The sequence below is a fragment of the Methylibium sp. genome (genome assembly GCF_035762065.1).
Classification (GTDB): Bacteria; Pseudomonadota; Gammaproteobacteria; order Burkholderiales; family Burkholderiaceae_C; genus Methylibium.
In genome coordinates, this window is the sequence record NZ_DASTPW010000048.1 from 123,251 (window position 1) to 145,845 (window position 22,595).

At 72.9% G+C, this 22,595-nt stretch carries 15 protein-coding genes; 6 read left to right on the forward strand and 9 right to left on the reverse strand.

The genetic code is table 11. The features are described from left to right. The 7 genes from VFR90_RS14235 to VFR90_RS14265 are packed head-to-tail and all read right to left on the reverse strand — an operon-like array spanning position 1 to position 9,818. Positions 1–1,029: an ABC transporter permease gene (locus VFR90_RS14235; RefSeq protein ID WP_326406800.1), complete on the reverse strand. Its 1,029-nt coding sequence runs from the start codon at positions 1,027–1,029 to the stop codon at positions 1–3. Then, positions 1,026–2,105: an ABC transporter permease gene (locus VFR90_RS14240; protein ID WP_326406801.1), complete on the reverse strand. Its 1,080-nt coding sequence runs from the start codon at positions 2,103–2,105 to the stop codon at positions 1,026–1,028. The genes VFR90_RS14235 and VFR90_RS14240 overlap by 4 nt, the downstream gene beginning before the upstream one ends. Next, entirely contained in the window at positions 2,105–3,667 is a 1,563-nt protein-coding gene (locus tag VFR90_RS14245) for an ABC transporter ATP-binding protein (protein ID WP_326406802.1), read from the reverse strand. The genes VFR90_RS14240 and VFR90_RS14245 overlap by 1 nt, the downstream gene beginning before the upstream one ends. After that, positions 3,664–4,749, reverse strand: coding sequence for a BMP family lipoprotein (locus VFR90_RS14250; protein WP_326406803.1), 1,086 nt, complete (start codon positions 4,747–4,749; stop codon positions 3,664–3,666). Before VFR90_RS14250 ends, VFR90_RS14245 begins: the two co-directional genes overlap by 4 nt. Further along, the gene (locus tag VFR90_RS14255; RefSeq protein WP_326406804.1) at positions 4,746–6,305 is read right to left on the reverse strand and encodes a 5'-nucleotidase C-terminal domain-containing protein; all 1,560 of its coding nucleotides are present in this window, start codon (positions 6,303–6,305) and stop codon (positions 4,746–4,748) included. The genes VFR90_RS14250 and VFR90_RS14255 overlap by 4 nt, the downstream gene beginning before the upstream one ends. Then, positions 6,305–7,492, reverse strand: coding sequence for an esterase-like activity of phytase family protein (locus tag VFR90_RS14260; RefSeq protein ID WP_326406805.1), 1,188 nt, complete (start codon positions 7,490–7,492; stop codon positions 6,305–6,307). The genes VFR90_RS14255 and VFR90_RS14260 overlap by 1 nt, the downstream gene beginning before the upstream one ends. Positions 7,493–7,517: 25 nt before the next feature. After that, positions 7,518–9,818: a TonB-dependent receptor gene (locus tag VFR90_RS14265; protein WP_326406806.1), complete on the reverse strand. Its 2,301-nt coding sequence runs from the start codon at positions 9,816–9,818 to the stop codon at positions 7,518–7,520. 197 nt (positions 9,819–10,015) lie between these two features. Here VFR90_RS14265 and VFR90_RS14270 point away from each other — a divergent pair, with 197 nt between their 5' ends. The 6 genes from VFR90_RS14270 to VFR90_RS14295 all read left to right on the forward strand — a co-directional run bounded on the left by VFR90_RS14270 (position 10,016) and on the right by VFR90_RS14295 (position 19,729). Continuing rightward, a complete protein-coding gene (locus VFR90_RS14270; RefSeq protein WP_326406807.1) occupies positions 10,016–10,993 on the forward strand; it encodes a LacI family DNA-binding transcriptional regulator in 978 nt (325 codons plus the stop codon). 274 nt (positions 10,994–11,267) lie between these two features. Continuing rightward, entirely contained in the window at positions 11,268–15,638 is a 4,371-nt protein-coding gene (locus tag VFR90_RS14275) for a hypothetical protein (RefSeq protein ID WP_326406808.1), read from the forward strand. 61 nt (positions 15,639–15,699) lie between these two features. Continuing rightward, positions 15,700–17,553, forward strand: a complete 1,854-nt coding sequence (locus VFR90_RS14280) for an ABC transporter transmembrane domain-containing protein (protein ID WP_326406809.1) — start codon at positions 15,700–15,702, stop codon at positions 17,551–17,553. A gap of 98 nt (positions 17,554–17,651) precedes the next feature. After that, the gene (locus VFR90_RS14285) at positions 17,652–18,377 is read left to right on the forward strand and encodes a YiaD family glycine zipper/OmpA-like lipoprotein (RefSeq protein WP_326406810.1); all 726 of its coding nucleotides are present in this window, start codon (positions 17,652–17,654) and stop codon (positions 18,375–18,377) included. 43 nt (positions 18,378–18,420) lie between these two features. Beyond that, positions 18,421–19,227 carry a thymidylate synthase gene (locus VFR90_RS14290; protein WP_414676538.1) on the forward strand — a complete coding sequence of 269 codons (807 nt, stop codon included), beginning with the start codon at positions 18,421–18,423 and terminating at the stop codon, positions 19,225–19,227. 7 nt (positions 19,228–19,234) lie between these two features. Next, on the forward strand, positions 19,235–19,729 hold the full coding sequence (locus VFR90_RS14295) for a dihydrofolate reductase (RefSeq protein ID WP_326406811.1): 495 nt from the start codon (positions 19,235–19,237) through the stop codon (positions 19,727–19,729). 113 nt (positions 19,730–19,842) lie between these two features. Here VFR90_RS14295 and VFR90_RS14300 read toward each other — a convergent pair whose 3' ends face one another. Together VFR90_RS14300 and VFR90_RS14305 are read right to left on the reverse strand one after the other, a co-directional pair. Continuing rightward, positions 19,843–21,321 carry an MFS transporter gene (locus VFR90_RS14300; protein ID WP_326406812.1) on the reverse strand — a complete coding sequence of 493 codons (1,479 nt, stop codon included), beginning with the start codon at positions 21,319–21,321 and terminating at the stop codon, positions 19,843–19,845. A gap of 22 nt (positions 21,322–21,343) precedes the next feature. After that, complete coding sequence (locus VFR90_RS14305; protein ID WP_326406813.1) at positions 21,344–22,588, reverse strand: glycosyltransferase; 1,245 nt, start codon at positions 22,586–22,588, stop codon at positions 21,344–21,346. Between the last annotated feature and the right edge of the window lie 7 nt (positions 22,589–22,595).

The window sequence follows — 22,595 nt, forward strand, 5'->3', positions numbered from 1 at the left end:
TCAAGCTCCTGGTGCGAGAGAAGAAGGGTTGGCCGCCGCGGCCTGGGCGGCGGCGGCGCGTTGCAGCGCGCGCCGCTCGCGGCGCATGCGGCGCTCGGCGATGACCAGCATCGCGAGCAGCGTGACGATGGGCGGCAGCATGTAGAGCGCCTGGGCTGGCACGTTCAGCAGCCCGAGCTGCGCGGCCAGCACCGCCGAAGCGCCGAACAGCAGCGCCGCGCCCAGCGTGCCGAGCGGCCGGCGCGCGCCGAGGAAGACGGCGGCCAACGCGAGGAAGCCGCGCCCGGCCGACATGTCGGCCTGGAAGAGGTTCAGGTAGCCCATGCTCAGGTAGATGCCGCCGAGTCCGGCGAGCAGGCCGCTGGCCGCCAGCGCGAGGTACTGCACGCGCTTGACCGGCACGCCGGCCGCGCGCGCGGCCTCGGGGTTCTCGCCGACCGCGCGAAGCCGCAGCCCGAAGCGGGTGCGGCGCAGCGCCCACGCGGTCGCGGCCACCGCGACGAAGGCCGCGTACACGAGCAGGTGATGGCCCTCGCCGCCTTCGCCGTTGATCCATGCGTCGAGCAACGGCGCGGCCTCGAGGCCGGGCACGCGCAGGCTCGGCAGCGTGGCGCTGGCCAGGCTCGCGGTCGAACCCTTGTCGCCGCTGATCGTCACCATCAGGAACACGGTGAGCCCCGCCGCGAGCAGGTTCAGGCCGATGCCGGCGACGATCAGGTCGGCGCCGAACTCGAGGTGGAACACGCCGAGCAGCACGGCCAGCAGCAGCGCCGCCGCCAGCCCCGCGGCCGCGCCGACCCACGGCGCCCAGCCGGCGAGCTGCGGGAACCAGACCGGCACGAACGCCGAGCCGACCACTCCGAAGAACGCGGCGACCAGCATCAGCCCTTCGATGCCGACATTGATCACGCCGGCCAGCTCGGAGACCAGCGCGCCGAGCGCGCCGAAGACGATCGGCGCGGCCGCGCGCATCCAGGCGGCGAACACCGCCGCGGCCACCAGCGCCAGCGCCGCCGGCTCGGCGCTCATGCGGCGGCCCCCCGCGTGCGCCGCTGCCAGGCGCGCGCCAGCGCGGCGGGCACGAAGCGCTCGCAGACGACGCACATCACGATCAGCGCCTGGATGACCAGCACCACCTCGCGCGACACGTCGCTTGATCGCTCCATCGCCGCACCGCCGGCCTTCAGGTAGGCGTAGAACAGGGCCGCCGGCAGCACCGCCTTCGGCTCGTTGCGCGCGAGCAGCGCGACGACCAGGCCCTCGAAGCCGATGCCCGGACTCAGCTCGACCGGCAGGCGCAGGAACACGGCGTTCGACAGGTGCAGCCCGGCCAGCCCCGCGAAAGCGCCGCCGAGCGCCATCGACAGCACGACGGTGCGCGCGACCGGCATGCCGCAGCGCGCGGCGAAGTCCGGCGCATCGCCGACCGCGCGGATCTCGTAGCCCAGCGTCGTGCGGTGCAGGACGAACCAGGCCGCCAGCACCGCCAGCGGCGCGAGCAGCACGAAGGCGGTGAGCCGCGTGCGCGGCCACCACGGCGCGAGCATCGCCGCCTCGGGCAACGCGGGCGCCGCCAGGAAGCCGGCCGCCGGGTCGTTGAAGGCGTGGGTGATCACGAGCCGGTAGAGCTGGATGCCGACGATGTTGAGCATCAGCGTCGTGACGATCTCGTTGGCCTGCCAGCGCGCCTTCATCACGCCGGGGATCGCGCCCCAGGCGAAGCCGGCCGCGACCGCCGCGAGCGCCGCCGCGGGCAGCGCGAGCGCGCCGAAGGCCGCGAGCTGCACGCTGACCCAGGCGGCCGCGAGCGCGGCCACGAACAGCTGGCCGTCGGCGCCCATCGAGAACTGCCGCGCGCGCAGCCCGAACAGCACGGCGAGGCCCAGCAGCGCGAGCGTGATCGTGTCTTCCAGGACCGCACTGAAGCGCGTCAGGCGCCGCAGCGTCCAGCCGCCGTCGGCGCTCCAGGCGAGGTCGGGCAGCGCACCGGCGAGCAGCACGCGGTAGGCGCGCACCGGCTCGTCGCTGACGCAGCAGGTCAGCAGGAAGCCGGCGGCCAGCGCGACGGCGACCGCGACGAAGGAGCGGCGCAGAGAAGCGTCCATCAGGCGGGCTCCGCCAGCACGGAATCGGCGCGCATGCCGGTCATGCAACGGCCGATCGCCTGGGCGTCGGCCGTGCCGGCGTCGAAGCAGGCGACCAGCCGGCCTTCGAACAGCACCGCGATGCGGTCGGCCAGCTCGAACAGCTCGTCCAGGTCGGCCGAGATCAGCAGCAGCGCGGCGCCGCCATCGCGCAGCTCGGCGAGCGCGCGGCGCAGCGTCTGCGCCGCGCCGAGATCGACGCCGCGCGTCGGCTGGCTCGCGATCAGCAGCCGCGGCCGCGCGGCCAGCTCGCGGCCGACCAGCAGCTTCTGCATGTTGCCGCCCGACAGCGCGGTCACCGCGACCGACTCGTCGCGCGCACGGATGCCGAAGGCATCGATCAGCCCGCGCGCGCGCCGGCGCAGCGCGGCCGGATCGAGCACGCCGCGGCGCGACAGGGGCGCGGCGAAGTAGTCGAGCGCCGCCGCGTTGTCGGCCACGCTGAGCTGCGGCGCGAGGCCGCCGTGCAGCCGGTCTTCGGCGATGCAGCCGACGCCCAGCGCACGCGCATGCCGCACGCCGCGGCCGACGAAGCCGCGGCCGTCGATCTCGGCGCTGCCGGCGGTGGGCGCGACGGCGCCGCACAACAGCTCGGCCAGCTTGTCCTGCCCGTTGCCTTCGACGCCGGCGATGCCGAGGATCTCGCCGGCTGCGATGTCGAACGACAGCGCATCGAGCGCCGGGCGGCCCTGCGCCCGTGCAAGCGACAGGCCGCGCACGCGCACGAGGGGCGCCGCCGCCGCGCGAACCACCGGGGCTTCGGCGCGCGGCGTGGCGCGCGGCTCGAGCGGGCGGCCGACGATCATCTCGGCGATGCGCGCCGCGGCGTGCTCGCGCACCCGCCCGGCGCCGGCGACGCGGCCGGTGCGCAGCACGGTGAAGTCGTCGCAGAACTCGCACAGCTCGGCCATCTTGTGCGTGATCAGCACCAGCGTCAGGCCGGCGCGCACCAGCGCCGCGAGCGCGCCGAACAGCCGCTGCGCCTCGGGCGGCGACAGCAGCGCGCTCGGCTCGTCGAGCAGCAGCAGCCGCGCGCCGCGCCGCAGGGTCTTGAGGATCTCGACGCGCTGGCGCTCGCCGATCGACAGCCCGGCGACGCCGGCCGCCGGATCCACCGCGAGGCTCCAGCGCTCGGCCAGCGCCCTTACCTCGCGCTCGGCCCGGGCACGGTCGAAACGCAGGCCGCGCAGCGGCTCGTCGCCGAGCACGACGTTCTCGGCGACCGTCATCGAGCCGACGAGCTGCAGGTGCTGCGGCACCAGCCCGATGCCGGCGGCGATCGCGTCGGCCGGCCCGCGCAGGCGCAGCGGCGTGCCGTCGAGTTCGATCGCGCCGGCATCGGGCCGCTCGAGCCCGTAGAGCATCTTCATCAGCGTGGACTTGCCCGCGCCGTTCTCGCCGAGAACGCCGTGGACGCGGCCGGCCGCCACCTCGAGCGAGACGGCGTCGTTGGCGAGCACGCCGTTCGGATAGCGCTTGCTCAGCGCCGCGACCCGCAGCTTCGGCGTCGCCGGCGCGCTCATTCGGCAGCCTCGCGGGCGAAGACGCTCGGCGGGCGCAGCGCGCCGGCGGCGATGCGGCGCTGCAGCGCGTCGAGCTCGGCCTTCAGCTCGGGGCGGCCCGCAGTCCAGCGCGGGGCGCCGGGCGCGAGCGACACCCCGCCCTCGGCGAGCCCGAGCGATTCGACGCCGCCATAGACCAGCCGGCCCTCGTGGTGCGCCTGCAGCGCGCGGCGGATCGCGACGTCGACGTTCTTCATCACCGAGGTGACGATCACGCGGGCGCGCGCCGGGTGCGTCGCGCCGACGACGGCGTATTGGTCGGCATCGACGCCGATCACCGGCCGGCCGGCCTCGGACGCCGCCTCGATCACGCCCTGCCCCGAGCCGCCGGCCGCATGGAAGACGAGCCCGGCGCCCTGGCCGTACATCGCCTTCGCGATCTCCTTCGCGGTCGCCGGATCGGTGAAGGAGTTGACGTACTGGCGCGCGATGCGTGCACCCGGCGCCGCGGCCTGCGCGCCCGCTGCGAAGCCGGCGTGGAAGTCGTCGATCACCGGGATCTGCATGCCGCCGACGAAGCCGAGCAGCGGCGCGGCGCCCGGCTGGCCTTCCTGCGCGACGCGCGCGGCCAGGTGCCCGGCCAGGTAGCTGCCCTCGCTCTGCCGGAAGCGGATCGAGTGCACGTTCTCGCAGCGGCATCGCGCGGGATCGACCGCCGCGTCGAAGACGATGAAGCGGGTGCGCGGGAACTGCGGCGCGAGCCGCTGCACGAGCGCGGTGACCGCGAAGCCGCCGGTGATCACGACGTCGAAGTCCTGGCCCTCGACCAGATCGGCGAGGGCCGACTCCCAGCGCGTCGGGTCGTTGCCGGCTTCGACGACGCGGGTGCGCAAGCCGAGTTCGTCGCGCGCTGCGCGCAGGCCGCGCTCGGCCGAGTCGTAGAAGCTCTTGTCGCCCAGGGTGCCGTTGACGAACAGCACCGCGCTCGCGGGCCGGCCGGCGCCCGCACCGGCAGCCGGAGGCGCCGGCTTGATCGCGTAGAGCAGCGCCACCAGCGCGACCATGGCCGCGGCCCGCAGCGCGAAGGTCTTCAGCCCCGTCACGGCTGGAACTCCTCGGGCGCGACACGCCCGCGCGCGGCGATGAAGTCGCCGAGCAAGGCGCTGTCGATCAGGCCGGTGTCGCGGTAGCCGGCATGCGAGCGCAGGTCGGGGTAGCCATCGCCGCCGGCGGCGATGAAGCTCGGCAGCGCGAGCCGGTAGCTGCGCTGCGGATCGAGCGGCCGCCCACCGACGCGCGCGCCGGCCGTCGTGGCGCCGTCGAGCACCAGGCCGCTGTACTGCGCGAACGCGCCGGAGCCGGGCGTCATCCGCAAGACCGCGTCGAGGTAGCTGCGCAATTCGCTCCCGGGCATCGTGACGACCACCAGCCGGTTGCCGAAGGGCAGCACCGTCAGCAGCCCGCGCCGGGTCACCGGGCCCTCGGGAAGCGTGGCGCGCAGGCCGCCGCTGCTGAGCACGGCGAGGTCGGCGTCGGCGGCCTGCCGCATGGCTTCGGCGACCAGCACGCCGAGCGGGTTGCGGCGCCCGCGGACCTGCTCGCGCTCGCCGTCGAAGCGGCCGGCGGCGTGGCCGAAGCTCGCGTCGAGCGCGGCCGCCGCCCGGCGCACGAAGGGATCGAGCAGCGCCAGCGTCGCGGGGTCCTCCGCGACGGGCGTGCCGGTGCCCAGGTTCACCGGGATCAACCGGTAGCGCCGCAGCACGAGTCGGCCGTCATGCCATTCGAGATCGATGCGGCCGACGAAGCGGCCGCGGTCGCCGGCCTGCACGATCCAGGCGCCGCCCTGCCGGTCGGGGGCGCAGGGCGCCTGCGGCTCGTAGGTCTCGCGCCGGCGGTTTTCCTCGAGCATGCACACGAGGCTGTGCGTGTGCCCGCCGACCACCAGATCGATCCCCGGCACCGCGCGCGCCAGCTCGACGTCGCCCGGCGCGGCGCTGCCGTGGCGGCCGTCGACGTGGTGGCCGAGATGGGTCAGCGCGATGACGACGTCGGCGTCGCGCCGCAGCGCCGGCACGCGCCGGGCGGCTTCGGCGATCGCCGGCTCGAAGCTGACGCCCGGGTAGCGGGTGTCGATGCGCATGCGCGCGGTGTCCTCGGTGGTGAGGCCGAGCACCGCGACGCGCAGCCCGCCCAGCTCGAAGATGCGGTGCGGCTCGAACATCGGCCGGCCGTCCTGCCGCGCGTTGGCCGACAGCCACGGGAAGTTCGACCACTCGGTGCGCTGGCGCCGCTGCACCTCGGCGCCGCGATCGAATTCGTGGTTGCCGACCGCCATCGCGTCGTAGCGCAGCGCGGACATGCCGCGGAAATCGGGCTCGGCGTCCTGCAGGTCGGACTCGGGCACGCCGGTGTTGACGTCGCCGGCGTCGAGCAGCAGCACGTGGCCGCCTTCGGCGCGCAGCTCGGCGCGCACCGCATCGACGATCGTGCGCCGCGCCGCGAGCCCGGCCTCGCCGTCGGCGCCGCGCCAGAAGCGGCCGTGGTGATCGTTGGTGTGCAGCACCGTCAGGCGCACCGGCGCCGAAGGCGGCGCGGCCGCGCACCCGGCGAGCGCCAGCGCGGCCGCGAGGATCGAGGCGAGCGCGCCGCGACGCCGCATCACCGCGCGCCCACCGCGAAGAAGAGGAACTGCGTCACCTGGTTGGCCGCAAAGTTGTCGTCGGAGACCAGCACCAGCGTCGCACGGCCGTCGCGCAACCGCGGGCCCCAGGCGGCGCCTTCAATGTTGTCGAGCTGCGGCAGGCCGAGCGTCGCCAGGTCGAGCAGCAGGCGCTTGGACATCGGCCGGCCGCCGGTGTCGTTCCAGGCGGATTGGCCGGCGATGTCGTCGGCGGCGTCAATGCCGGCCTGGTAGAGGCGAACCTCGAAGGCGAAGCGGTCGGGCTCGACCTCGTGCCCCGCGCGCTCGACCACCAGCAGCGAGCCGTCGCCGAACGCGAGGATCTCGCTCACGCCGTTGTCCGAACGATGGCGGCCGGCGCGGCCCGGCTGGCGCACCGGGTCGAGCCGGTAGGCCCACTGCGAAGCCTTCGACACCGACGCGCCGGCCAGCGGCAGCCGCGTGAAGCGCACCGTCGCGCCGTGGTCGACGTCGGGCAGCGGGCCGTCCTCGGTCAGCGGCGACTCCATCGCGAGCCACAGCTCGCGGCCGTCGGTCGACAGCGCCAGCCCTTCGAGGCTGCGGTTGGCTCGCGCGCCGCAGCACGGATCCGCCGAAGGGCGCAGGTTGCCCGGCAAGGCGAGCACGCCGGCCGGCACGCCGCGCGGCGTGACGAGCCGCACCGACGGCGGCTGCAGCGTCGGCCCGTCGCCTTCGCTGGCCCAGGCGAGCAGACCGGCGCAAGGCAGCAGCCGCAGCGCCTCCGGGTCGGGCCGCTCGCCGTCGGCCAGCGGCAAGGCGACCGGCGCCAGCACCTCGATCGCGCCGAAGCGGCGGCCGTCGAAGGCGATGCGCGCCGGGTAGAAGCGCGGCGGCGCGCGCTCGCCGCGCTCGTCGCTGAGCAGGTACCACGAGCCGCTGCGTGCATCGAAATCGATGCCCGACAGGCCGCCGAGGTGCTGCGTCGTCGTGCCGGGCCGACGCTCGAGCCGCGCGGTGCCGAGCAGCTCGAAGGCGCCGGCGCGCGCCGGCGCCAGCGAAGCCGCCGCCGGGCAGTCCGCCGGCCGCGCCGCCGCGGCGAACGGCGTCAGCGCGAACGCCAGCGCCACGACGACCACCGCCAAGAGCGCCGCGAGATCGACCAGCCGGCCGGGCGGGCGCGGGCCGCCGCGGGAGGGTCGACTCACGGCGTGGCGTCCCGCACGGCGGCGTTCAGTACTCGGCACGCACCCAGAGGATCGCCGCGCGCGGCGAGCCGATGAAGTAGCGGCCCGCGACCGACGATGTCGTCAGCAGCTCCGGCGCGATGCCGCCGATGTAGCGCTTGTCGGTCAGGTTCTCGATGTTGAAGCCGACGCGCAGCTTCTCGAAGTCGAGCGAGCCGCTCAAGCCCAGCAGCGTGTAGCTGGGCAGGCGCTCGTCCACGCCGCTGCCGGCGATGCGCGCGTTCGCGTAGTAGCCGGGCCGGCTGCCGGTGTGGCGCACGTTCAGCGCCAGCTTCACGACCTCGTTCGGTTGCCACACCACCTCGGAGAACAGGTTGCGCTTGGCGATGCCGATGAGGTCGGCACCGTCGCGGATGAAGCCCCGCGGCGGGTTGCCCGCGGCATCGACGTCGCTCAGCTCGTAGCGGCCCTTCTGCATCGTGTAGGCCGCGTAGAGGCGCAGCTCGTCGAAGCGCAGGTTGTAGGTGAATTCGACGCCGCGGATGCGCCGGCCCTGGTCGACGTTCTCGGATTGCAGCGTGCCGGCGATGTCGGCGGCGACGACCTCCTTCGACTTGATCGAGAAGGCCTGCACGCCCAGCGCGTAGTTGTCGCCGCGATGGCGCAGGCCGAGGTCGAAGGCGTCGGCGGTGTCCATGTCGCGGACGGTCTGCGCCGCCGCCAGCGTGGCCGCGGCGTTGCCCTCGAGCGTGGCGTCGGTCACCGCGGCCGCGTTGCGCGCCGCCCCGGCGAAGACCTCGGTGTTCGGCTGCACGGCATAGACGACGCCGAGCTTGGGCAGCACGCCCGAATCGACCCGCGCCTGGTTCACGAAGCCGAAGCGCGAGGTGCGCGAGTCCTGGATCGGCGCGCTGTAGTCGACCCGGTTGTCCATGTAGCTCAGGCCGTAGTCGAACTTCAGCCGACCCTCGAGGAAGCTGCTGCGGTTGGCCGCGTAGACCATCGCCATGCGGTTGAGCCAGCGCTTGTCTTCGCTGATGAAGTCGGGCTGCGAGGCGTAGGCCGGCCCGACCGCTTCGTCGAGCACCGGGTACCAGCGGCGGGTCTGGCCGCGCTTGTAGTTCTCCAGCCAGCCGCCGATGCGCCAGTCGATCAGCTCGCTTTGCTTGCCGTTCAGCTCGGTCAGCACGCCGCGGCGCTCGAGTTCGTAGTCGTTCGAGCGGAAGTAGATGCTGCTGGCGCTGCCGTCCATGCCGGGGAAGCCGCCGTTGCCGAGGCCGGTCTCCTTGCCGGTGCCGTCTTGCGTGTGGTAGTAGACCTTCGCGTCGAGGTTGAGACCGGCGCCCAGCGGGATATTGCCCTCCAGATGCGTCAGCCAGTCGCCGCGCGGGTTGCCCTTGAGGCCGCGGAAGTTGCGGTCGCGCGAAGGCACGCCGGTCCAGCTGTCGGTGTAGCCGTCGGCACGCGGGTTGGCTCGGAACTGCGCGAGCGTGACGATGTTGGTACCGCTGGTCTCCCGGCGGTCGTTCCAGCCGCTGCGGAACTTGACCACCGAGCCGCCGCCCAGCCGAGCCACCGCCTTGAAGTCCACGTGGTCGCGTTCGTTCACGCCGTAGGGGTCGTCCACGTAGGAGACGACCGAGCGCTGACGCGAGACGCTCAGGTAGCTGCTCACGCCCTTGAGCAGCTCGCCGCTGTCGATGCGCGCGTAGAAGCGCTGGTAGTTGTCGCTGCCCATCGCCGCTTCACCGCTGAGGCGGAAGCGCTTCTCGGGGTCTTGCGTCAGGTAGTTGATGTGGCCCACCAGTGCCTGGTGCGACGGCGCGCCGACGATGCCGGCCGACTGCGACACGTCCACGCCGGCCAGGTTCGATGCATCGAAATAGCGCGTCGGCACCGAGCCGCCGCCCAGTGTGGTGCGGCCGTTGGGGATGCCATCGACCGAAAAGCCGACGCTGTCTTTGCCGAAGCCGCGCATGTTGATCGTGCTTTCGAAGCCGTCGCCGCCGAAGGCGTTCGACGATCCCTGCTGGATCCCCGAGACCCGCTCGAGCACCTTGTCGGCGCTGACGCCGGGCGGATACGCGTCGAGGTCCGCGCCGGTGATCTTCACGTTGGCCCGCGTCTGCCGCAGACCGACGGTGGCGCCGAGCACCTGGACGCGGTCCAGCTTTTCCGCGGCAGGCGGCTCGGCAGGCGCCGGCGCCGGCTGATCCGGCGTCGGTGCCGAGGCCGCCGGCGCAGGCGCCGTGGCAGCGTCCGTCTGCGCCAAGGCAGGTTTCGCAGCGGCACCGAGGGCCATCAACATCATGGTGGCGAGGCGCAAGTCATCGAAGATCTTGAACATGGCGAGCTTCCCTGAGCAGTGGTGAATGAAACGTTTCACCTCTTTGCAATTCTGGGGCCAGCACCGGAAAGCCTCCAATGCGGGTTTCCACGAACAGCTTCCCGGCTCAGCTAGCAACCTGGGCGCCTTGAGGCTTTGCAACCGACGAGCGGCAAGGTGAAACTACGAACATGTTCACTGAAAAGAATGAAACAACCGTGACCCTGAAGCAGGTGGCGGAAGCCGCCGGGGTGTCGCTCGCCACCGTCTCGTACTGCCTCAACGACAGCGGCTCGGTCGGCCAGCAGACCCGCCAGCGGGTCAAGGCCATCGCCGAAAAGCTCGGCTACCGCCCCAACCTCGCCGCCAAGGCGATGCGCACCGGCCGGACCAAGGCGCTGGGTTTCGTCGTGCCGGACCTCACCAACCCCTTCTTTCCGCAGCTCACGCAGAGCGTCATGGCCGCCGCGAGCGCCGCCGGCTACGACGTCTTCCTGACCGACACCTTCGGCGCCAAGGACGCCGAGAGCCGCTCGATCGCCGCGTTGATTCGCCGTGGCATCGACGGCCTCGTGTGGTTCCCGATCGACGATGCCGCGACGCCCGACATCCGCCTCGGCCGCACGCCCACCGTCGTGATCGACCGCGCGCTCGACGGGCTCGATTCGATCGTGGCCGACTGCCAGGCCGGCGGCCGGCTGGCGGCCGCCGCGCTGCTCGAAGCCGGGCACCGGCGCATCGGCATGCTCAGCGGCCCGGGCGACACGCAAAGCGCGCGACAGCGTGCCGCCGGGGCGCGCGAACTGATCCGCGGCGACGCGCAACTGGTATGGGAGCTGGAGGTCGCCTATTCGATGGATCTCGATGCCAGCGTGGTCGAGACGCTCGCGCGCGCCGACGTCACGGCGGTCATCGCCGGGGCGGACGTGGTCGCGATCGGCGTCATGAAGGAGCTGACGCGGATGGGCCGCCGCGTGCCGCAGGACATCTCGGTGGTCGGCTTCGACAACATCCCGTGGAGCGAGCTGTGCAGTCCCGGGCTCACGACGATCGACATGCCGGTCAGCGACATGGGCTTCGAGGCGGTGCAGGCGATCGTGCGCCGCATCGGCGCACCGGCCGAGCCGCGCCGGCGCACCGTGTTCGACGTGTCGCTCATGAAGCGCGGATCGATCGCGCCGCCGCGCACCGGGTAAGCCTCGGCTTCGTCAGGGGCGACCACGCTTCGCCGGCGCAGGACGACGCGGGCGGGGCGGGTGGGACATTGCTCGGGTTGTTTCTCCAGAGGTCCCGATGGTCAAGAGCCTTGGATCCGCCGGCATGCGGGTGCCGCCCAACTCCTTACGAAACTCGCCGGCCACATCGCCGCCTCGAAGCTCCACTTCTCGACGCCCCACTTCACCACCCGACCGGCCGGAGGGCCTGGCCGCCCGCGAGGGCGCGGCCCCGACCTCCCAGGGCGAGATCGAGATGGCCGATGCGGCCGGCGGAGTCGGCCGCACGCGCCTTGCACCGGCGCTGCCGCATCCGCAAGGGCCGGCGACCGGCGGCGTCCCGGCCGCCGAGGTGGCGACGGCGCTCGAACAGGTGGTCGCCGACCTCGGCACGCACGCGCTGGAGGAAGCGCGCGGCCGGCTGGGCCGGGCGCTGCTCGACGAGCAGCTCGAGCGCAACGGCGCGACCGCCGCGGAGTTCAACGGCTTCATCGCCCAGCCTTTCGTCGCTTGGTCGCCCTCGGCCTCGGCCGGCAAGCCCTTGCGCAGCCTCAACGATCACGCGGGCGTGCTGGTCGTCGCGGCGCGCGACGGCAACCACACGGTCGCCGAGCGGCTCGCGGTGATCAAGCAGCCGGTGGACGGCGAGGACCGCTACTTCGTCAAGGGCTACGGCGACCGCATCGTGCCGTTCGACGACCTGAGCCGCTGGATCGCGAACCATCAGGACGCCGCGGCGGTGCCGGCACCCGGCGTCACGCCGATGGAGACGGCGCTGCGCACCGAGCTGCGCCGGCTGTCCGAGGCGTCCGAGCTGTTCGCGCGCCGCAGCGAACGGGAATCGCAGGGCGAGGCGCTGATGAACCCGCCGACCGACCTCGCCGCGATGCCGCGCCCGGCGAGCTGGGCGAACTCGGAGCACGCGCTGCCCAAGGGCTTCGGGCCGATCGCCCCCACCGGTGCCGACCGCCGCGGCGAGCCGGCCCGCTCGTTCTTCATGGACTACAACGTCACGGAGAACCGCATCATCCTGTTCAAGCGCGACGAGCAGGCGCTCGAGCGCCAGATCGAAGCCGGCCGGCCCACCGCGGTCAACGTCAACGGGCCGGTGATGGCCGAGATCCACGGCATCCGCTCGATCGAGGTCATGTCGCCCGCGGGTGTCGAGCCGGGCGTGACGAACGCGACGCTGGGACAGCTTTGGAACGCGATGTGCGGCCCGGGCTTCGACGGCGACCGCGTGTTACACGTGACGACCGAAGACGGGGCCGTGCATCGGCTGCGGCTGAACGATCGCGGCGTCGCGATGCAGCTGCTCAATCCCAAGCCCTCGGCCGGGCAGTCGGCCGCCGCGGCCGCCTTCGGCGGGGGGCGGGGCGTCGGCGCGGATGTCGACGTCTACAGCTACCGCGGGATCGACACCGGACCGGCCGCCAGCGCCGACGGCTTCCCCGATCCGCAGCTCGTGCTGTCGTCCGGCGAGAGCCTTCGCGCCGGCCCCCTGATGCACGACGGAGCGCGCATCGTGAAGGGCAACCTCACCGGCCTGCTGCACTCGGCCGCCCGGCTGCTGACCTTCACGCCGGCGGTCGGCGGCAATCGCAGCTTCCTGATGAAGGCCGTCGACACGGTGGTGGTCGGCGTCGTCAAGTCGCTCGTCGTGGCCGGCAGCAACGCCGTGCTGCAGGAGCTGCAGTCGAGGCACGACAACGGCACGCTGTTCGGCAAGGGCCAGTCGTTCTCCGGCCTGGGCAGCGGCCAGACCGAAACCGACGACGTCGCCCGCGCGATCTTCTTCATGGTGCTCGCGCAGCAAGGCGTGACCGCCGCCTTCCAGCTGGCCGACCGGGTGCTCGCGCCGCTGCTGCCCCACGCGATGACGGGGCGACGCAACCCCGGCAGCACGGCGCTGATGGATCTCGTCGTGCCGGCGGCCCAGGAAATGGTGCGGCTGTCGGTCAACTACGGGATCCAGCGCGACGTCGGCCTGCCGCGCGGCGGAAAAGAGGATTTCAAGATGCTGGCGCCGCAGGCCGCGGTGAACGGCCTGATCGAGTTCACCCGGCGCCGCGCCGGCGAGCCGCAGAACCATCCGGTACGCCATGCGGGGCTGCATCTGCTCGACGTGGCGAACGACATCACGTTCCGCTCGCTCGGCATGGTGCTGAGCTCCAAGGACTACGACAAGGACCGGCGCGCGATCGACCTGCGCGAAGCCGCCGTCTCGCGCCTCGTCGTGCGCGGCGCCGACCGGCTCGTGCTGCCGATGGTGGCCGGCTTGCTGAACGATGCCGGCGTGATCGGGCCGAACGCGAGCGCCTTCGACCACCAGGACGCCCGCGAAAGCGGCCTGCGCAACGTCGTCGGCCTGCTGAAGTTCGTGCTCGACGGCGCAGCCACCAAGGTCGCGAACCACGTCGAGCAGCCGGCGCTCCAGCTGCTGGAGAGCGTCACCGAGGTGCTGCGCAAGCTGCACATCGGCGCGCACCAGACCTTCGTGCGCGCCGAGGGCGTGATCGCCGAAGAGCTGGCGGAGGCCGGCGAGTCCGCGCGCCATCCCGAGATGTCCGTGGCCCAGCAACGCGCGCACCTCGCGAGGCTGCAGGCCCGCTTCGACGAGATGATCGAGCAGGCACGCGGCGACGGCCCCGCGCCGGTCACCAACGCGCGCAGCGGGCTTCCGGGCGCGCATCGCGACTACATGGCGCAGCTCGACGCCGCCGTGCCGGCCGACCCCGAGCGCCGCTACCGCGTGTTCACCGACGCGACCGGCCGCGCCCGCCCGAGCAGCGCCGCGCCGCGCACCGTGGGCAAGCTCGCGCTCATGGACACGGCTCGCGTGCCGCGCGACGTGAGCACCTTCAGCCTTTCCGCGCAGCGCGGCGCGAAGGCACCCCACGCGGTGATGAAGGAAGCGCCGGGGCTTGCCTCCATCGACAACATCGGGCTGAGCAAGACGGTGCTGGCGCACATCAAGAGCGCGGTGCGCGACTACACCGAGGAGTCGCAGTACTTCCACTACCCGCTGCGCTGGGACGTCACCGGCCAGCCGCAGCGCGTGGAGATCGCCCCCGGCATCGGCTTCGACTACAAGGTGATGAACAAGCCGAACAACACCACCGGCGATCCCACGCGGCGCTTCGATCCGATCGGCGCGCTGTACATGAACCTCGGCGCCCTGCATGCCGACAAGTACCCCGCGCTGGTGCAGCGCGCGGTCGGCACCGAGGCGCGCTACGGCGTGCCGCGGCCGACGCAGCCGCCGACCGAACTGGTCCAGAACGAGGACTTCGTCGCGCTGACCGAGATCCTCTCGGCGACCACCTCCAGCCGGCTGGCCGCCGCCTTCGGGCAGGCCCTCGCCTTCGGCGCCTTGCCGAAGGACCGCAGCCAGCGCCTCGTGATGGAGCAGCAGTCGGCCGTCAACATCACCCGCTACACCGACCTGGTGCAGGCCGAGGTGATCGCGATGCCCGGCGGGATGTTCAGTGTGCGTCACATCGACGCCGAACCGCGCAAGCAGCCTGGCGACGACTCGGCCGACATCGGGCAGGTGGTCTACATGCAGGCGGTCGACACCGCCGCGCTGGAGCGGCGCCACCCGGCCTACTACGGCCCCGGCGAGAACCCGCCTGCGCTGCAGGACGGCGACCTCGCGATCCATCCGCACACCGGCCACCTTTACCGATGGGACGGCGAGGCGGGCCGCTTGCGCTACGAAGCCACCGAGAAGAACTACTTCCTCGGGCGGTCGATGGAACGCACCCGTCAGGCGACCGTCGCCGATGCGCAGCGCATGCCGGGCGTGCAGCCGGGCGAGGCCCTGCCCGCGAGCGAGCTGGCGCTCTGGCGCCACCCGTACACCGCCGACGGCGCCAAGCGCACGACGAAGGACGCGATCCATGCGGCCATCGTGCGCGGCGATCCGATCGTGGAGCACCTCGACGACGCGGTGCTGAACGTGCACCACCAGCACTTCCGGGAGATGGGGGGCTTCGAGCTGTCGCACGCCGCGCACGAGGAACACCGAGCGCGCGGCGTCGCACGCGCGCAAGCCACGCAGCTGTCACGCGAGATCGCCCGGCTGCGCATGGACACGCCGCTGGCCGGCGACGGCGCGGCCGGCGACGGCGCGACAGGCATCGCGCATTCGACGCTCGCGTGGCTCGCGACCAGCCTGCTTCGTCGCCCGCTGCAGCTCGTGCCCGTGCGCCCGCCCGACACGCCCGGCGGCGCGCCGACCATCGACCGGGACCAGGCCACCCTGGTGGCGATGACCTACGACAAGGTCAACCTCGCCTACGAACGCCCGACCGCGCTCGGTGTCGGGCCCGACGGCTTCTATGCGCTCAAGCAGGTCGACGGAAGCCTGACCGCGCAACGCATCGAGGCCAACACGGCCGGCCCGACCGTCGGGAACTTCCTGCACGCCGTCGTCCATGCCGGGTACGAGGACGCCGGCAGCTACCGCGAGGTCGAAGGCGGCCTGCGCCCCGACGGCTCGGCCCGGCGCGGAGCCGCCAAGCTGCTCGAGAAGATCCAGGCGCTCTCCGCGACGCGCTACCACCCGCTCGAGGCCGCCATGGTCGAGGAGGCGCGCCGCCACGGCTGGCAGCCGCGGCCCTGAGCCGCGCCGCCGGTCGGCACGCGGCGCGAGAGGCCGCCGATAGACTCGATCGGTGGCTTCGATGCTTCCCACCACCCCGGGCACCGCGAGCGGCACCGCGCGCGACGCGCGCGCCGCCCCGCCGGCGCGGTCGCCGCGTTCGCTGGCAGGGCTCGCGCCCTTCCTGCGGCCCTACCGCGGCCGCATCGCGCTGGCCGGCTTCTTCCTGGTGATGGCCGCGCTCACGACGCTGGCTTTTCCCGTCGCGCTCAAGGCGCTGATCGACCAAGGCTTCGTCAGCCCCGATCCCGGCGAGCGGCTGCTGGCGATGCGCGAGCACTTCGCCGCGCTGTTCGCGGTGGGCGCGGCGCTCGGCGTGTTCTCGGCGCTGCGCTTCTACATGGTCAGCTGGCTCGGCGAGCGCATCACCGCCGACCTGCGCAATGCCGTCTATGCGCACGTGGTGCGGCAAAGCCCGCAATTCTTCGAGACCACGCAGACCGGCGAGGTGCTGTCGCGCCTGACCACCGACACGACGCTGGTGCAGACGGTGGTCGGCTCGTCGCTCAGCATGGGCCTGCGCAACGCGGTGATGGGCCTGGGCGCGCTCGCGATGCTTGTCGCGACCAACCCGGTCGTGATGGCGCAGGTGCTCGGCATCCTCGTGCTCGTGGTGCTGCCGGCGGTGGGCTTCGGCCGGCGCGTGAGGAGCCTGTCGCGCGCGAGCCAGGACCGCGTCGCCGATTCGAGCGCGATCGCGGCCGAGGTGCTCAACGCCGTGCCGGTGGTGCAGAGCTACGTGCAGGAGGCGCGCGAGGCCGAGCGCTTCGACGCGGCCACCGAAGCGGCCTTCGCGACCGCGGTGCGGCGCACGCGCATGCGCTCGGGGCTGGTCGCCTTCGTGATCACCGCGACCTTCGGCGCCTTGCTCTGGGGGCTGTACCAGGGCACGCAGGCCGTCATCCGCGGCGACATCAGCGCCGGACACCTGGGCCAGACGGTCATCTACGTGATCCTGCTGGTGAGCTCGGTCGCGGTGCTGTCGGAGGTCTGGGGCGATCTGCTGCGCGCCGCGGGCGCGAGCGAGCGGCTGATCGAGCTGCTGGAGACGCGCTCGCCGATCCAGAGCCCGGCGCGGCCGCGCGCGCTGCCGGCGGCGAGCGCGGGCTCGCGCGTCGTGCTCGACGGCGTCGTCTTCCACTATCCGTCGCGGCCGGCGACGGCGGCGCTCGACGGCGTGTCGATCACGATCGAGCCAGGCCGTACGGTCGCGCTCGTCGGCCCCAGCGGCGCGGGCAAGAGCACGGTGTTCCAGCTGCTGCTGCGCTACTACGACGCCGCGGCCGGCCGCATCGAGATCGACGGCGTGCCGATCGCCGCTGCCGAGCTCGGCGCGCTGCGCGCACGCATCGGCCTCGTGCCGCAGGACAGCGTCATCTTCTCGACCAGCGCGCTCGAGAACATCCGCTACGGCCGGCCCGACGCCAGCGACGCGGAGGTGCACGCCGCCGCGCGCGCCGCGCATGCCGACGACTTCATCCGCGCGCTGCCCGACGGCTATGCCAGCTTCCTCGGCGAGCGCGGCGTGCGGCTTTCGGGCGGGCAGCGCCAGCGCATCAGCATCGCGCGGGCGATCCTGAAGAACGCGCCGCTGCTGCTGCTGGACGAAGCGACCAGCGCGCTCGACAGCGAGAGCGAACGCCATGTGCAGGCCGCGCTCGACGAAGCGATGCGCGGGCGCACGACCATCGTCATCGCGCACCGGCTCGGTACGGTGATGCACGCCGACCGGATCGTGGTGCTGGAGGCCGGGCGCGTCGCCGACGTCGGCACGCACGCCGAGCTGATGGCGCGCAGCGGGCTCTACCAGCGGCTGGCCGCGTCGCAGTTCGGCGCCGCGGCGCCGGAGAACCGACACCAAAGGTTGCAAGCCTGAGGGTCGTCGCGGACCACCGGCCGGCGGTCTGCGGCGTTGGCCTACAGACGCGGCTGCGCGAGGCGGCTGCAATTCGCAAGGCAACGAAGGAGACCGCCATGAACATCGCTCCCACCGGCATCCGCATCAGCACCACCAGCACCCGCGCGCGGCCGAGTGCATGGCTCGCCACCGTCGTCGCCGGCTCCCTCCTGGCCGCCTGCGCCAACATGAGCGAGGAACAGAAGGGCACCGCGAAAGGCGCCGGCATCGGCGCGGCGGTCGGCGGCGTGGCCGGCGTGCTGATCGGCGACAACAAGCGCGGCGCGGCCACCGGCGCGGCGATCGGCGCGGTCGGCGGCGCGATCGCCGGCAACATCTGGTCGCGCAGGATGGAGGAGAAGAAGCGCGCGCTCGAGCAGCAGACGCAGGGCACCGGCATCGACGTCGCGCAGACGCCGAACAACGAGCTGAAGGTCAACGTGCCCGCCGACAGCGGCTTCGCGACCGGCCGCTCCGAAGTGCGCCCGCAGCTGCGCAGCGTGCTCGACACCTTCGCCGCGGGGCTCGACCCCAACATGCGCGTGCGCGTGATCGGCCACACCGATTCGACCGGGTCGGATGCGATCAACGATCCGCTGTCGCTCGACCGCGCCCACAGCGTGCGCGACTACCTCGCCGCGCGCGGCGTGCAACCGGCGCGCGTCGAGACCGCCGGGCGCGGCTCGAAGGAGCCGGTGGCCGACAACAGCAGCGAGTCCGGCCGCGCGGCGAACCGGCGCGTCGAGATCTTCCTGCGCGAGCCGGAGCAGGCGGCGGCGTCGGGCGCACAGCCGAGGTCCTGAGCGCGGTGCCTGCTCGGGTGCGCGCGGCAGAATCGCCCGCACCTTGAGCACCCTCCCCACCCCTTACGAAGACCTGATGCGCCACGTGCGCGATCACGGCGTCTTCAAGCAAGACCGCACCGGCACCGGCACCACCAGCGTGTTCGGCCACCAGATGCGCTTCGACCTGCGCGCGGGCTTTCCGCTCGTCACGACGAAGAAGGTCCACACCAAGAGCGTGATCCTGGAGTTGCTGTGGTTCCTGCGCGGCGACTCCAACGCACGCTGGCTTCAAGAACGCGGCGTGACGATCTGGGACGAGTGGGCGCGCGACGACGGCGAGCTCGGCCCCGTCTACGGCGTGCAGTGGCGGAGCTGGCCGACGCCGGACGGCGGCCACGTCGACCAGATTGCCGAGGTCGTCAAGCAGCTGAAGACCAACCCCGATTCGCGCCGCATCATCGTCAGCGCCTGGAACGTCGCCGAGCTGTCGAAGATGGCGCTGATGCCCTGCCATGCGCTGTTCCAGTTCTACGTCGCGGAAGGAAGGCTCAGCTGCCAGCTCTACCAGCGCAGCGCCGACGTCTTCCTCGGCGTGCCTTTCAACATCGCGAGCTACGCGCTGCTCACGCACATGCTGGCGCAGCAATGCGAGCTGGACGTCGGCGACTTCGTCTGGACCGGCGGCGACTGCCACCTGTACAGCAACCATGCCGAGCAGGTCGAGGAGCAGCTCTCGCGCGCGCCGCGGCCCTACCCGAGGCTCGTGATCAAGCGCCGGCCGGCGTCGATCTTCGACTACGCGCTCGACGATTTCGCGTTCGAGGGCTACGAGCCGCATCCGGCCATCAAGGCGCCGGTCGCGGTCTGAGGCGGCGATGGAGCTGGCGCTGATCGCCGCGGTCGCGCGCAACGGCGCGATCGGCAGGGACAACGCGCTGCTGTGGCGCCTGCCCGCCGACCTGCAGCACTTCAAGCGCACCACGATGGGCGCGCCGGTGGTGATGGGCCGCAAGACCTGGGACTCGCTGCCGGCGGCCTTCAGGCCGCTGCCGGGCCGGCGCAACCTCGTCGTCACCCGCAACCCGGGCTGGCACGCGCCGGGCGCCGAGCCGCGGCCCTCGCTCGACGCCGCGCTCGACGCGCTGCACGGTGAGGCGCGCGTGTTCGTGATCGGCGGCGGCGAGCTCTACGCGCAGGCGTTGCCGCGCGCCGACCGGCTGGTGCTCACCGAGATCGACGCCGACTTCGACGCCGACGCCTTCTTCCCGAGCTGGGACCGCGCCGCTTTCGTCGAAACCTCGCGCACGAGCCAGCGCAGCGACGCCGGCTGGCGCTACGACTGGGTCGAGTACCGGCGCCGCCGCGGCTGACGCGGCCTGCCCCGGCCGCACGACGCGCGGACGGCGTGCGGCCGGTGCGCATGCCCGAGCCGCCGGAGACCCTGCGCTCGACCTTGCGCTTCTGGGCAGCGGCGTCGGATCGATCAGGCCGGGGGCTCGCGCGGCGCGCGGCGGCGCTCGGCCAGCCGCTGGAACGGGAACAGCCCGCCAAGCGCGCCGCCGATCGTGGAGAGCTGATTGACCGCGCGCAGCGCCTCGAGCGCCAGCTCCTGGATCACCAGCCGCTCGCTGATCGCCGCGCCCTCGGTCACGCGCGACAGCGCGTGGATCGCGTAGAGCCCGAGTGCCGCCGACAGCGCGAACAGGAACTCCCAGTGCGCGAAGGCGAGCATCGTGATGTCGGTCTCGCGCACCGGCGATTCCCAGCGCACCACGAGCGCGAGCCGCGTCGCCTGGAACCACTCGGCCAGCGCGCCGCCGAGGAGCGGTGCGAGACCGCCGAGCGTTGCCGAGACGAGGCCGATGGTCGCCAGATAGGCGGTCGCCTGCCCGCGCGGCGCGAGCTTCAATCCGAGGTTGCCGCTCGCCAGGCCGATGCCGCCGCTGGCCGCGCCCATCAGCGCGTGCAGCACGACGAGCAGCACGAGGCGCGCGGCGGCGTGGTCGAGCGCGCTCGCGAACACCAGGGCGAGCACGCACGCGAAGTAGACCGGCAGCGCCACCGCGAGCACCGCCTTGTTCGACAGCCGATCCGACAGCCGCCCCCACAGGTACAGCGTCAGCGCGTTGGCGACCTGGCCCGTGACCCACAACGCGGTGACGGTGGACAGCCCGTAGCCCAGTTGCCGGATCAGGTAGACGGTGAAGAACGGCGCCGCGATGTTCGACGCGAGATTCCACGCGCCGAGGAAGACGAGCACGCGGCGAAAGTTGCGGTCCCGCACCGGCGCGCGCAGCCGCGACCAGGTCGAGCCCGCCGGCCCCGCGTCCTGCATCCGCGGCTCGGGCGCGCGCGACAGGTACCAGGAGCTCGCGAAGCTGGCGAGCGCCGCACCGAAGAAGGCGGCGGCATAGGGCTCGAGCCGCTGGCCCGCGGCCGCCCGCTCGATCAGGTAGCCGGCGACCAGCGTGCCGGCGCTCGCCGCCGCGGTGCCCCAGAACAGCCGGCGCGCGAAGAAGTGGCCGAGCCGCTCCTGCGGGATCAGCTGATGCAGCCACGCGTTGACCGCGCATGAGCCGACCGACACCAGCGCGGCCGACACGAACTGCAGCATCAGCAGCGCCCGGAACGCGGTGGCCGGCGCCGCCACCAGCGGCAGCGCTGCGATGCCGAGGATCAGCACGCGCGCCGCGGTGATCGACCACACGCCGATGCGCCGGCGCTGGCGGAAGCGCTCGACCAGCGCGATCGCCGGCAGCTGGCCCCATTGCGCGATGAACGGGATCGCCGAAAGCAACCCGATCTGCGCCGGCCCCGCGCCGAGCTCGACCGCGAAGGACGCGAGGATCACCCCGCCCGAGAGCGCGCCGGTCAGGCTCGCCCAGCCGGCGTCGCGGACGAGATCGGCCTCGCCGCGCGCAAGCGCCGCGGGCGTGACTTCGTCGACCGGGCCGAGCCCCATCGATCGAGCGCTCGCCCGCGGCTCAGGCGCTCGACCCGGCGGACCGAACGCCGGCCGTGAAGCCGAGCGTCGGGGCAGGCTCGATCCGGCTCAGCGCGTCGGCGCGATCGCAGGCCGTCTCGAGCCAGGCGAGCGCGAGCGCAGCCGCCGCCTGCCATCCGTGCCGCGCGACGACCGCCTGCGCGCGGGCGCGATGCGCGAGCCGGCTGGCCTCGTCCTGCTGCAGCGCGTGCGCGCAGGCGGCGATGAAGCGGGGCGCGTCGGGCGCGACCGAGACGACACCGCGGTACATGTCGACGACGTCGCGCACCGGCGTGCTGATCACGGGCTTGCCGGCGGCCAGGTACTCGAGCGTCTTGGTCGGGCTGATGTAGCGGGTGTGCTCGTTGATCGCGAACGGCATCAGGCAGGCGTCCCAGCCCGCCACGAGGTGCGGCAGTACCGCATACGGCTGCTGGCCGAGCCAGTGCAGGTTGGGCCGGCGCGGCAGCGCGACGTCGTCGAGCTTGACCACGGGGCCGACCATCACCACCTGCCAGTCCTCGTGGGCCGCGGCGAGCGCGTCGATCAGCGCAAGGTCGAGCCGCTCGTCGATCACGCCGAAGAAGCCGAGCCGCGGCCGGCCGATCGTCTCGTGCAGCGCCTCCGCCTGCCGCTGCGCCTCGGCGAAGGCCGCGCGCTTGCGCAGCGGCGGGGTGGCCCGCTGGTAGTGCGCGGCGTCGACCGCGCTCGGCAGGCAGTGCACGTTCGGATGCAGGTTGCGCTTGGCCTCGTAGAGGCTCGGGCCGCCGGTGATCACCAGATCGGCGCGTCGCAGCAACTCGCGTTCGAGCAGCGGCAGCTCGGGCGCGGCACCCTTGAAGGCGCTGAGCTCGTCCATGCAGTCGTAGACCACCACCGCCGGATCGAGGCGCGCCAGCGCAGGCACCGCCATGGGCGTGTACATCCACGCGATGTGCGCGGGCCAGCGTTCCTCATCGCGCAGCCGCACGACGAGCGGCGTGATCAGCGCCATCTGCGCGCGGGTGAAGCCGCGCTCGGCGAGGCCGGTGACCGGCTGCAGCACGGTGACGCCGGGCGCGACCTCGGCGAGCCGTTCGAGCCGCGGCGCGCAGCCCGCCTCGTGGCGCGGCTCCTCGACGAAGACCACGCGGTGCCTCGCCGCGATGCGCGAGAGCAGGTGCTGCGGGCGCTGGTAGACGAAGTTCCACGGCAGATGCGAGAACACCAGCACGGGCAAGGCGGAGCGGGAGGAAAAGTTCAGCATGGCGTGT

What these genes read in the sequence shown, in the direction of transcription:
- VFR90_RS14305 (WP_326406813.1), bottom strand. Translation starts at nt 22,588, where the DNA reads ATGCTGAACTTTTCCTCCCGCTCCGCCTTGCCCGTGCTGGTGTTCTCG.
- VFR90_RS14235 (WP_326406800.1), bottom strand. Translation starts at nt 1,029, where the DNA reads ATGAGCGCCGAGCCGGCGGCGCTGGCGCTGGTGGCCGCGGCGGTGTTC.
- VFR90_RS14285 (WP_326406810.1), top strand. Translation starts at nt 17,652, where the DNA reads ATGAACATCGCTCCCACCGGCATCCGCATCAGCACCACCAGCACCCGC.
- VFR90_RS14255 (WP_326406804.1), bottom strand. Translation starts at nt 6,305, where the DNA reads ATGCGGCGTCGCGGCGCGCTCGCCTCGATCCTCGCGGCCGCGCTGGCG.
- VFR90_RS14300 (WP_326406812.1), bottom strand. Translation starts at nt 21,321, where the DNA reads ATGGGGCTCGGCCCGGTCGACGAAGTCACGCCCGCGGCGCTTGCGCGC.
- VFR90_RS14275 (WP_326406808.1), top strand. Translation starts at nt 11,268, where the DNA reads ATGGCCGATGCGGCCGGCGGAGTCGGCCGCACGCGCCTTGCACCGGCG.
- VFR90_RS14295 (WP_326406811.1), top strand. Translation starts at nt 19,235, where the DNA reads ATGGAGCTGGCGCTGATCGCCGCGGTCGCGCGCAACGGCGCGATCGGC.
- VFR90_RS14265 (WP_326406806.1), bottom strand. Translation starts at nt 9,818, where the DNA reads ATGTTCAAGATCTTCGATGACTTGCGCCTCGCCACCATGATGTTGATG.
- VFR90_RS14280 (WP_326406809.1), top strand. Translation starts at nt 15,700, where the DNA reads ATGCTTCCCACCACCCCGGGCACCGCGAGCGGCACCGCGCGCGACGCG.
- VFR90_RS14245 (WP_326406802.1), bottom strand. Translation starts at nt 3,667, where the DNA reads ATGAGCGCGCCGGCGACGCCGAAGCTGCGGGTCGCGGCGCTGAGCAAG.
- VFR90_RS14240 (WP_326406801.1), bottom strand. Translation starts at nt 2,105, where the DNA reads ATGGACGCTTCTCTGCGCCGCTCCTTCGTCGCGGTCGCCGTCGCGCTG.